12 protein-coding genes are annotated in these 9873 nt (G+C 70.9%); 5 read left to right on the forward strand and 7 right to left on the reverse strand.

What is annotated here, in order from left to right; translation table 11 throughout:
• The coding region (locus ACXJMZ_RS34670) for an acyl-CoA carboxylase subunit beta (RefSeq protein WP_457033998.1) at positions 1-1601 on the reverse strand (1601 nt) is incomplete at its 3' end.
• A gap of 326 nt (positions 1602-1927) precedes the next feature.
• Positions 1928-2308 (reverse strand): PLD nuclease N-terminal domain-containing protein, encoded by a 381-nt coding sequence (locus ACXJMZ_RS34675; RefSeq protein WP_457033999.1) that lies wholly within the window; start codon positions 2306-2308, stop codon positions 1928-1930.
• Positions 2309-2416: 108 nt separating this feature from the next.
• Here ACXJMZ_RS34675 and ACXJMZ_RS34680 point away from each other — a divergent pair, with 108 nt between their 5' ends.
• Both ACXJMZ_RS34680 and mqnP read left to right on the forward strand, forming a co-directional pair.
• The gene (locus ACXJMZ_RS34680; RefSeq protein ID WP_457034000.1) at positions 2417-3874 is read left to right on the forward strand and encodes a menaquinone biosynthesis decarboxylase; all 1458 of its coding nucleotides are present in this window, start codon (positions 2417-2419) and stop codon (positions 3872-3874) included.
• Positions 3871-4767, forward strand: a complete 897-nt coding sequence (gene mqnP, locus ACXJMZ_RS34685) for a menaquinone biosynthesis prenyltransferase MqnP (protein WP_457034001.1) — start codon at positions 3871-3873, stop codon at positions 4765-4767. The genes ACXJMZ_RS34680 and mqnP overlap by 4 nt, the downstream gene beginning before the upstream one ends.
• A gap of 3 nt (positions 4768-4770) precedes the next feature.
• Here mqnP and ACXJMZ_RS34690 read toward each other — a convergent pair whose 3' ends face one another.
• Together ACXJMZ_RS34690 and ACXJMZ_RS34695 are read right to left on the reverse strand one after the other, a co-directional pair.
• The gene (locus ACXJMZ_RS34690) at positions 4771-5217 is read right to left on the reverse strand and encodes a PIN domain-containing protein (RefSeq protein WP_457034002.1); all 447 of its coding nucleotides are present in this window, start codon (positions 5215-5217) and stop codon (positions 4771-4773) included.
• Positions 5210-5488, reverse strand: a complete 279-nt coding sequence (locus ACXJMZ_RS34695; protein ID WP_457034003.1) for a type II toxin-antitoxin system Phd/YefM family antitoxin — start codon at positions 5486-5488, stop codon at positions 5210-5212. Before ACXJMZ_RS34695 ends, ACXJMZ_RS34690 begins: the two co-directional genes overlap by 8 nt.
• Before the next feature lie 138 nt (positions 5489-5626).
• On the opposite strand from ACXJMZ_RS34695, the gene ACXJMZ_RS34700 reads away from it, so the two are divergent.
• Together ACXJMZ_RS34700 and hemC are read left to right on the forward strand one after the other, a co-directional pair.
• On the forward strand, positions 5627-6016 hold the full coding sequence (locus ACXJMZ_RS34700) for a VOC family protein (protein WP_457034004.1): 390 nt from the start codon (positions 5627-5629) through the stop codon (positions 6014-6016).
• Between the two features lie 17 nt (positions 6017-6033).
• On the forward strand, positions 6034-6969 hold the full coding sequence (gene hemC / locus ACXJMZ_RS34705; RefSeq protein WP_457034005.1) for a hydroxymethylbilane synthase: 936 nt from the start codon (positions 6034-6036) through the stop codon (positions 6967-6969).
• A 14-nt stretch (positions 6970-6983) separates the two neighbouring features.
• On the opposite strand, the gene ACXJMZ_RS34710 is transcribed toward hemC, so the two are convergent.
• The 3 genes from ACXJMZ_RS34710 to ACXJMZ_RS34720 form a co-directional block, all read right to left on the reverse strand.
• Complete coding sequence (locus ACXJMZ_RS34710; protein ID WP_457034006.1) at positions 6984-7694, reverse strand: MOSC domain-containing protein; 711 nt, start codon at positions 7692-7694, stop codon at positions 6984-6986.
• 122 nt (positions 7695-7816) lie between these two features.
• On the reverse strand, positions 7817-8137 hold the full coding sequence (locus tag ACXJMZ_RS34715; RefSeq protein WP_457034007.1) for a chaplin: 321 nt from the start codon (positions 8135-8137) through the stop codon (positions 7817-7819).
• Between the two features lie 135 nt (positions 8138-8272).
• Positions 8273-9013, reverse strand: a complete 741-nt coding sequence (locus ACXJMZ_RS34720; protein WP_457034008.1) for a cyclase family protein — start codon at positions 9011-9013, stop codon at positions 8273-8275.
• Between the two features lie 260 nt (positions 9014-9273).
• On the opposite strand from ACXJMZ_RS34720, the gene ACXJMZ_RS34725 reads away from it, so the two are divergent.
• Positions 9274-9873, forward strand: a 600-nt coding sequence (locus tag ACXJMZ_RS34725; protein WP_457034009.1) for a condensation domain-containing protein, incomplete at its 3' end; no start/stop codon positions are given.

A 9873-nucleotide genomic window follows, 5' to 3' on the forward strand; every position in this document is an offset into this window, starting at 1 on the left:
TACATCGGCGGGTTGCCGTGCTTACGGCTGGGCAGGTCGGCGTGCTTGGTGCGGAGCATGGCGAGGGAGGAGGCCAGGACGGCGCGGGTTTCGGCCGGGTCGATGACGTCGTCCACCAGGCCGCGTTCGGCGGCGTAGTAGGGGTGCATCAGCTCGGTCTTGTACTCCTTGATCTTCTGYGCGCGCATCGCCTCGGGGTCTTCGGCTCCGTTGATGTCGCGGCGGAAGATGACGTTGGCGGCGCCTTCGGCGCCCATCACGGCGATCTCGTTGGTGGGCCAGGCGTAGGACAGGTCGGCGCCGATCGAGCGGGAGTCCATCACGATGTACGCGCCGCCGTAGGCCTTGCGCAGGATCAGCTGGATCCGCGGGACGGTGGCGTTGCAGTAGGCGTAGAGCAGCTTGGCGCCGTGGCGGATGATGCCGTCGTGTTCCTGGTCGACGCCGGGCAGGAAGCCGGGGACGTCGAGCATGGTGACCAGCGGGATGTTGAAGGCGTCGCACATCTGGACGAAGCGGGCGGCCTTCTCCGAGGCGTTGATGTCCAGCACGCCGGCCAGCGACTGCGGCTGGTTGGCGATGATGCCGGTGACGTGGCCGTCGATCCTSGCCAGTACGCAGAGCACGTTGGTGGCCCAGCGCTCGTGGATCTCCAGGAACTCGCCGTGGTCGACGATCTCCTCGATCACCTTGCGCATGTCGTAGGGGCGGTTGCCGTCGGCGGGGACCAGGTCGAGCAGGACGTCGTTGCGGCGCTCGACCGGGTCGTCGTTGGGGGTGGCCGGCGGCATCTCGCGGTTGTTCTGCGGAAGCAGYGASAGGAGGTAGCGGACCTCCTCGATGCAGCTCTGCTCGTCGTCGTAGGCGAAGTGCGAGACGCCGGAGACRCCGGAGTGCACGTCGGCGCCGCCGAGGCCGTTCTGGCTGATCTTCTCGCCGGTGACGGCCTGCACCACGTCGGGTCCGGTGATGAACATCTGCGAGGTCTCGCGGACCATGAAGATGAAGTCGGTCAGCGCGGGGGAGTACGCGGCGCCRCCGGCGCACGGGCCGAGCATCACCGAGATCTGCGGGATGACRCCGGAGGCGCGGGTGTTGCGCTGGAAGATGCCGCCGTAGCCGGCCAGSGCGGTGACGCCCTCCTGGATCCGGGCGCCGGCACCGTCGTTGAGCGACACCAGCGGGGCACCGGCCGCAATCGCCATGTCCATGATCTTGTGGATCTTCTGCGCGTGGGCCTCACCCAGCGCACCACCGAAGATCCGGAAGTCGTGGGCGTAGGTGAACACCGTCCGGCCGTGCACCGTGCCCCAGCCCACGATCACACCATCGGTGTGCGGCTTCTTCGCCTCCAGCCCGAAACCGGACGCCCGGTGCCGACGCAACGGCTCGACCTCACGGAAGGAGCCCTCGTCCAGCAGCAGGTCGATCCGCTCACGAGCCGTCAACTTGCCCTTGGCATGCTGCGCCTCGGTGGCCTTCTCGCTGGGGCCGCGCAGCACCTGGCTGCGGAGTTCGTGCAGTTCGGCCACGCGCCCCCGGGCGTCGGCCGGGGTTTCGGGGATCTCGCCACCGGCGGGCGCCTCGTGCAGAACCGTCATCTCGAACCACTCCAAGTCTGAGGGAACTGTCCTGCGGCGGGCCGCTGTGGCGGGCCGGTCGCTGCGAACACTTCTTCACCTACGACACTACGAGGGATCATGGCTCCGGCTCGGCGTCGATTCCGTACAAGGTCGGGCGCCAGAAGCTGTCAGGGCTGCACAGAAAGCGGCCCGGCCGAAAGCTCGGCCGGGCCGCTCCGCGGACTGCACGGGGTGCCTGCCGCGAGGGGAGATCCGCAGGTCAGGCGGCAAATTCAGGGGCTTCGGGGCGGGTCTGCACCGACTGTCGAGAGGTGTCCCGGCTCGTAGGGATGCACCAAAGCAGGTCAGCGCTTGTCGGGGTTCTCCTCTTCGCCCTTGTCGCGCAGCTCCTCCTCGCGGCGGCGCAGGTCGAGCTCCCACTGCTTGAGCAGGTCCGCGTCCCGGTCGCTCTGGTCCTTCTTCAGCGAGGCGAGGAACTCGGGGTTGTCGTCCGGCGCCACCTGGCGGCCGGCGGAGCGGCCCGCGCTGCGGGCGGCGGTCAGGCCGTCGCGCTGCTTGCCGATGGCCAGCCAGGCGATCGAGCCGACCAGCGGGAAGAGCAGCACGATGATCACCCAGATCACCTTGGGCATGTGCTTGACCTCCTGCTCAGGAGTGGTCAGGCAGTCGATGAACGCCCAGATCCAGAGGGCGAGCAGGAGCAGTGGCGGCAGAATCCTCAGCACGGTTCGGTGTCCCCCGGGGAGCAGCAGGTAGGGCCCTCTTGGCGTGGCCAGCGTAGACCCCGCCCCCAATGACCGGCGGGCGCCGGTCCGTATCGGATACTGACACGCATGGCATACGACGATCTCCGTTCGTTTCTCCGGGCCCTGGAGCGAGAGGGCGACCTCAAGCGGATCAAGACCGAGGTCGATCCCCATCTGGAGATCGGCGAGATCGTCGACCGGGTGCAGAAGGCCAAGGGTCCTGCACTGCTGTTCGAGAACGTCAAGGGCTGCTCGATGCCGCTGGCGATGAATGTCTTCGGCACCGAGCGGCGGCTCGCCAAGTCGCTCGGCCTGAAGGGCCCGGAGGAGATCTCGGAGAAGATCGCCGGGCTGCTCAAGCCCGAACTGCCGCATGGCTTCACCGGTTTCCGGGACGCCTTCGGCAAGCTGGCCTCGATGGCGCACGTACCGCCGAAGAACGTGAAGTCCTCGGACGCGCCGGTCCAGGAGGTGGTGCTGACGGGCGATCAGGTCGACCTCGACCAGCTCCCGGCACTGTTCACCTGGCCGCTGGACGGCGGCTCGTTCTTCAACCTGGGCCTGACCCACACCAAGGACCCGGACTCCGGCGTCCGCAACCTCGGTCTGTACCGCCTGCAGCGGCACGACAAGCGGACCATCGGGATGCACTGGCAGATCCACAAGGACAGCCGCAACCACTACGCGGTGGCCGCCAAGCGCGGCGAGCGGCTGCCGGTCGCGATCGCCTTCGGCTGCCCGCCCGCCGTGACGTACGCGGCCACCGCGCCGCTGCCCGGCGACATCGACGAGTACCTGTTCGCGGGCTTCGTGGCCGGTGAGCGGGTGCGGATGGTGGACTGCAAGACCGTCCCGCTCCAGGTCCCGGCCGACGCCGAGGTGGTGCTGGAGGGGTGGCTGGAGCCCGGCGAGATGCTGCCCGAGGGCCCGTTCGGCGACCACACCGGCTTCTACACGCCGCAGGAGCCGTTCCCGGCGCTGACCATCGACTGCGTGACGATGCGCAAGCGGCCGATCCTGCAGTCGATCGTGGTCGGCCGGCCGCCGACCGAGGACGGGCCGCTGGGGAAGTTCACCGAGCGGTTCTTCCTCCCGCTGCTCAAGATCATCATCCCGGACATCGTGGACTACGACCTGCCCGAGGCGGGCGGCTTCCACAACTGCGTGATCGTCTCGATCGACAAGAAGTACCCCAAGCACGCGCAGAAGACCATGCACGCGATCTGGGGCGCGCACATGATGTCGCTGACCAAGCTGATCATCGTGGTGGACGCCGACTGCGACGTGCACGACTACCAGGAGGTCGCCTGGCGGGCCCTGGGCAACACCGACTACAGCCGCGACCTGACCGTGGTCGAGGGTCCGGTGGACCACCTGGACCACGCCTCCTACCAGCAGTTCTGGGGCGGCAAGGCGGGCATCGACGCCACCCGCAAGCTGCCCGAGGAGGGCTACACCCGGGACGGCGGCTGGCCCGAGATGGTCAGCTCCGACCCGGAGACCGCCGCCCTGGTGACCGCACGCTGGAAGGAGTACGGACTGTGAGCGCGATCGCCGCCGTCCCGCCGAACAAGGTCCGGGCCTTCCTCAACCTGGTGCTGATCGAGCACTCGATCTTCGCCCTGCCGTTCGCCTTCACCGCCGCCTTCACCGCGATGTACCTGACGGACGGTCGGATGCACTGGGGCACGCTGGCCCTGGTCACCGTCTGCATGGTCGGCCTGCGCACCTTCGCGATGGCCGCCAACCGCATCATCGACCGCGAGATCGACGCCCGGAACCCGCGCACCGCCAACCGCGAACTGGTCACCGGCGCAGTCTCGTTGCGCACCGCGTATGTCGGCTCGGCCGTCGCGCTGCTGGTCTTCCTCGGCTCGGCCGCGCTGCTCAACCCGCTCTGCCTGCTGCTCGCCCCGGTCGCCGTCGTCCCGATGGTGGTCTACCCGTACGGCAAGCGGTTCACCGACTTCCCGCACGCGATCCTCGGCCTGGCCCAGGCGATGGGCCCGATCGGCGCCTGGCTCGCCGTCACCGGCAGCTGGTCCTGGGACGCGGTCGTGCTCGGCCTCGCGGTCGGCATCTGGATCGGCGGCTTCGACCTGATCTTCGCCACCCAGGACGTCACCGCCGACCGCGCCGAGGGCGTCCGCTCCGTCCCCGCCCGGTTCGGCGTGCCGGCCGCGCTGTACGGTGCCCGCGCCTGTCACGCCGTCACCCTGGCACTGCTGGTCTGGTACGCGCTGCTCACCGACGCGGGCCCGGCCTTCTGGGTCGGCCTGGTGGTGGTCGCGGCGGCCTTCGTCTACGAGCACACCATCGTCAAGCCGCACGACCTCTCGAAGCTGAACCGGGCCTTCTTCACCACCAACGGCTTCGTCGGCATGTCCCTCTTCGTCTTCGCCCTGCTGGACCTGGTGCTGCGGGGCCTGACTCTCTGACTCTCAGAGATCGAGCGGCAACAGCCGGAACGCCGGGTGGGTGGTGAGCGGTCGGACCATCCGGAAGTGCTTGACGTCGAGGGTCAGCAAGCAGGAGGTCCGGAACTCCCGTGCCAGCACGACGTTCATGGCGTCGGTGAGCCCGATGTCGGGATAGGTCTGCATGACCGCTCGCGCGGCCGGGAGGTGAGCACCGACCTCGGGCACCTCGAAGCGCGAGCGGAGCACCCCCTGCGAGATGTAGCCGAGGGCGCTCAGCGCTGCCGCGCTACCGGCCCGCGCGGTCAGCAGGTAGTCCAACTCGGCCAGCACGAAAGGCGGTACGACCAGGTGCCCGAGTTGACGGAGCGCCAGTCGGCACTGGTCGTGGTGCGGGTCGCGCGGGTTGAAGAACGCCAGCAGCCCTGAGGTGTCGGCGACGGCGACCGCCAGGTCGGAGGAGTCACTCAACGCCGAACCCCTGCCGCATCAGCTCGTCCTGCTCGTCCACGTCCATCGGGTCGAACTCGATGGACGGCGGTTCCTGGAAGTACGGGTCCTCACCCATCGGGTCGGTGCGGAAGCCGTAGGCCGGCGGGTCCACCGCCCCGTACGGGCGCAATATGGCGACCGGGCGGCCGTTCTTGGTGACGGTGACGGTCTCGCCGGCCTCGACCCGGGCCAGGATCTGGGCGGTCTGCTGGTTGAGCTCACGCGCCGGCACTTCGCTTGAGATCTCCATGGGGCCACTGTACTACCCGTACTACGCAGCCTCCAGGGCGTTCCCGGGCTGAGCGTCACCGTGTCCTCGGCCGGTCCGGCCCGGGACGGCGGGATGCTGGAGGGGCACAGGTCCCCGTCTGCTCCAGGAGTGGTCCCGATGATCGGCAAGCTGCAGTGCGTGGTGCTCGACTGTCACTACCCCGCCGGGCTGGCGCACTTCTACGCCGCCCTGCTCGGGGGCGAGGTGGACCGTCCCGACCCGCGCTGGTCGCTGGACGAGTACTGGTCGACGGTGCACGTCCCCGGCGGCATGGTGCTCGGCTTCCAGCGGGTCGAGGACTACCGCCCACCGATGTGGCCCGACCCGGCCCACCCGCAGCAGCTCCACCTGGACGTCGACGTCGAGGACCTGGACGTGGCGGAGGCCGGGGCGCTGGAACTCGGCGCGGTCCGCAAGGCCGTCGAGACCGGCTGGCGGGTCTACCTCGATCCGGCCGGCCACCCGTTCTGCCTGGTGCAGGGCGGCGGTCCTGCGATCATTGGCTGACGGCCTATCATGTCGCCATGGCTGCCGCTGAGTTGATCAGGATCGTGTCCCGCTCCTCGCCGATGGCGCTCGCCCAGGTGGAGCGGGTGCGGGCCGAACTGGCCGTGCTGCACCCGGGGATCAGGACCGAGGTGGTGCCGGTGGTCACTTCGGGGGACCGCTGGATGGGTGATCTGGCGAAGCTGGGCGGGAAGGGTGCGTTCACCAAGGAGGTGGACCAGGCGCTGCTCGCCGGGGAGGCCGACCTTGCGGTGCACTGCCTCAAGGACGTACCGGCCGACCGGCCGCTGCCGGCCGGGACGGTCTTCGCCGGCTACCTGCGGCGGGACGACATCCGCGACGCGGTGATCCACCCCGAGGGCCTGACGCTGGACCGGCTCCCGGCCGGCAGCCGGATCGGGACCTCCTCGGTGCGCCGGATCGCCCAGCTCGCCGCCTCGCACCCGCACCTGGTCTGCGTACCGATCCGGGGCAACGCCAACAGCCGGCTGGCGAAGCTGGCGGCCGGGGAGGCCGACGCCCTGCTGCTGGCCGCCTCCGGGCTGGAGCGGATCGGCGAGAGCGACCGGATCACCGAGATCCTCCCGCTCGAAGCGATGTGCCCGCCGATCGGCGCGGGCGTACTCGCCCTGCAGTGCCGGGAGGACGACCACGCCACCATCGAGGCCGCCACCGGTCTCGGGCACCACGACACCTGGCGCGAGGCGACGGCGGAGCGGATGTTCCTGCACGTCCTGCAGGGCCACTGCAACAGCCCGATCGCCGGGTACGCGACCGCCGAGCCGGACGGGCGGCTCGCGCTGCGCGGCCGGGTGTTCTCCCCGGACGGCAAGCAGATCCTGGACGCCCACGAGTGGGCCGGTGCGCTCAGCCCGGAGGACCTCGGGACCTCGGTCGCCCTCGCCCTCAAGCGGCAGGGCGCACACGAGCTGATCACCGCCATCCCGCACTGATCCGCCGTCAGTCCTCAGTCGAGGGTGAGGGCGTCGCCGACCCGTAGGTGCCCCGGGTGGGTGACGGTGGCGAGGGCGTCCAGGCGGGCGTCGTGGGCCTGGGTGAGGGCCTTGAGGATCTCGGGGGCGTGCGGCAGGCCGGGCTGCGCCGTACCGGACATGACGCACCGTTCGCTGGCCTGGACGAAGGCGAGCGCCAGGCCGCCCGGGGCGGTGGCCGAGCGGCCGAACCAGCTGTCCTCGACGAACGGGGCGGTGCCCGGCGGGGTGCGGAGCAGGATGTTGGGCCGGAACCGGCGTTCGTCCACCACGGTGCCGGGGAGGGTCTCCCGGATCCAGTCCAGGGTGGCGGTGGTGAGCACGCTGACGGGCAGCTGGTCGAAGTGCGAAACGGTGTCCTCGCGGGCGAGTTCGACACCGTCCCGCTGGAGGTAGGCGCACAGGAAAGCGTTCGGGTCCGGTACGGGGCGGCCCAGCGGGTCGAGCAGTTCGGGGGCGGTCAGCCGGTTGCCGAGCCGGGATCCGAGGCGGAGCAGGCCGTCCATCCGGCGGAACCGTCGGGTGTTCTTGCCGGAGCCGATCCGGCCGGTGCTGTCCCGGACCGCGTACAGCCGGTCTCCGGCCAGCCCGCGCTCGTCCACCTCCACGGAGCCGAGCCGCTCGCCCCCGGTCGACTTGACCGGGTAGCGCCACAGCCGCTCGATCACCCCGACGATCTCTGCCATGGCGCGAGCCTAGCGCTGCCCCCGGTCGATGGTCTAGACCAAGGGGTTCAGGTGGCCGGTCCGGGGACCGCGGCGGCACCGGGAGGTACGGTCGCGGCCCCCGAACCGAGGGGAGTAGGCGGTCAGTTGTTCCCGCCGCCGGCCGGGTTGCCGACCCCGATCACGTTGACGGAGTTGCCGCAGACGTTGATCGGGATGCTGATCGGGATCTGGATGTTGTTGCCGGAGAGCACCCCGGGTGACCCCACCACGACGGCGGACGCGCTGGCCCCACCGGTGTTCACGCAGGTGTTGCCACCGCCGGTGAACTCGGGGGCGAACTTCTCCTGGTGTTGCACCGGGCCGAGCTCGTCGCAGCCGGCGGCCAGGGCCGGAGCGGTGCAGGTGAGGGCAAGGGCGATGCCGAGACCGACGGTCGCCGCGAACTTCTTGGTTCGGTTCATGACGGAAGGAGTATCCAGTCCGGACCCGGCTGACCGGCTCCGTCGGGTCCGGTCACCCGGTCGACCGGTCGGAATCACACCTGTCGTCAGTTCGACTGGGGCAAGTGGACGACCCGGGAGGCGCTCCGCCGGAAGCTACCCCAGCCGGGCGACCGCCCGGACCGGGGCGCCGTCGGCGGCGGTGAGGCGGAGCGGGAAGAACGAGACCGTGACGGCCAGCCCGGCGGCCGAGGCGTCGAGCAGCGGCGTCAGGTCGGTGAGGTTCTCGCACAGGACGGCGCCGCCCGGGCTGCCGAGCAGTGCCCGGTGGGCGGCCAGGGTGGGCAGGTCCGGGGCGGGGTCGTGCTCGTCGGTCAGGTCGGCGAGCAGGGCGGCAACCGCCGGGTCGGCCGGTCCGGGGTCGGGGGTCGGGTCGATGCTCAGCGCGTCCACGCCCACGCTGCGCACCCCGGCAGCGGCGATCGCCTCGGCGGCGCCCGGGGTGAGCCAGGGGTGGGCGTAGTAGTGGTCGGTGGCCCAGTACCGGTGCCAGCCGGTGGCCAGCAGCAGGACGGCGCCGGGGGTCACGGCGGCCAGCGCGGGGGCCAGCTGACCGGCCGTCACCCCGGTCCGAGGGGGCAGCTCGCGCAGGTCGGCGAGCACGGCGCGGCCGGTGAACAGGCCGAGCGGCAGCCCGTCCAGGGTCGGCCAGGTCACGTCCACGTGGTACGGCGCGTCCACGTGCGTACCGGACTGCGAACCCAGGTGCAGCGACAGCACGTTGACCCCGTCGGTGCCGGTGGTGAGGGCCGGCCGCAGCGACACGGCCGGGTCCCCGGGGTACACCGGCATCCCGGTGGTGACCGGGTGGGTGAGGTCGATCAGCGTCGGCGGCATGGGTCCATCCTGGCCCGCGCGGCTCGTACGGGCACACGGAACGAGTCTTGCCCGCCGATCTGACGGACTGTAGGTTGCTCGCGTCGTCGGCCGGGTGTGCGTCCCGCCGGAGACTGCTCTCTCCCTGAACCCTCCCGGTCGGCAGCCCGGCGTTCGCTGCCTGTTCGGCCAACTGTGGTGGAACGAAAGGGAGTTGCGTGAACACCGAGGTAGCGACCCGACAGATCCCGTGCACCGGGGCCCGCACCGGGGAGGGCCCCGTGACCTGGGGTCAGCAGGCCATCTGGACCGCGCTGCAGAGGCTGCGGCCGGGTGACCACGCGTACAACGTCCCGCTGGACGGCCCGGTCCCTGGCGGCCTGCCGCTGGAGGTGGTCGAGCGGGCGTTCGGCGGGCTGCTGTACGTCCACGACGCGCTGCGCACCCGGGTGGTGGCCGAGCCGGACGGCGAGCTGCGCCAGCACCTGGACGGGGACGGCAGCGCACCGCTGCACCTGCGCCACGGCACGCCGGAGCAGGCGGCCGGGATCGGGGCCGCGCTGCGGGAGGAGCTCTGGGGACAGGCCTTCGACTACGCCGACGAGTGGCCGGTGCGGTTCGGCGCGGTGGTCTCCGAGGGGCTGGTCCACCACGTGGTGCTGATCTTCTCCCACACGGCGGCCGACGCCTGGGGACTGCCGAGGCTGCAGGGCGACCTACAGGCGCTGAGCCTCGGCGCGGACCCGGTCGAGGTCCGGGCCGAGGCGGCCCGGGCCGGGGTGCTCCAGACCCTGGAGCAGGCGGCCGAGCAGGCCTCCCCGCGAGGGCGCCGGCTGGACGCGGCGGCCCGTCGGCAGTGGCGCTCGGCGGCAGCCGGCGCC

It is taken from the genome of Kitasatospora sp. P5_F3, assembly GCF_054049135.1.

Coding starts and splice junctions, on each gene's coding strand:
- ACXJMZ_RS34680 (WP_457034000.1), top strand. CDS start 2,417: ATGGCATACGACGATCTCCGTTCGTTTCTCCGGGCCCTGGAGCGAGAG.
- ACXJMZ_RS34695 (WP_457034003.1), bottom strand. CDS start 5,488: ATGGAGATCTCAAGCGAAGTGCCGGCGCGTGAGCTCAACCAGCAGACC.
- ACXJMZ_RS34700 (WP_457034004.1), top strand. CDS start 5,627: ATGATCGGCAAGCTGCAGTGCGTGGTGCTCGACTGTCACTACCCCGCC.
- hemC (WP_457034005.1), top strand. CDS start 6,034: ATGGCTGCCGCTGAGTTGATCAGGATCGTGTCCCGCTCCTCGCCGATG.
- ACXJMZ_RS34710 (WP_457034006.1), bottom strand. CDS start 7,694: ATGGCAGAGATCGTCGGGGTGATCGAGCGGCTGTGGCGCTACCCGGTC.
- ACXJMZ_RS34715 (WP_457034007.1), bottom strand. CDS start 8,137: ATGAACCGAACCAAGAAGTTCGCGGCGACCGTCGGTCTCGGCATCGCC.
- ACXJMZ_RS34720 (WP_457034008.1), bottom strand. CDS start 9,013: ATGCCGCCGACGCTGATCGACCTCACCCACCCGGTCACCACCGGGATG.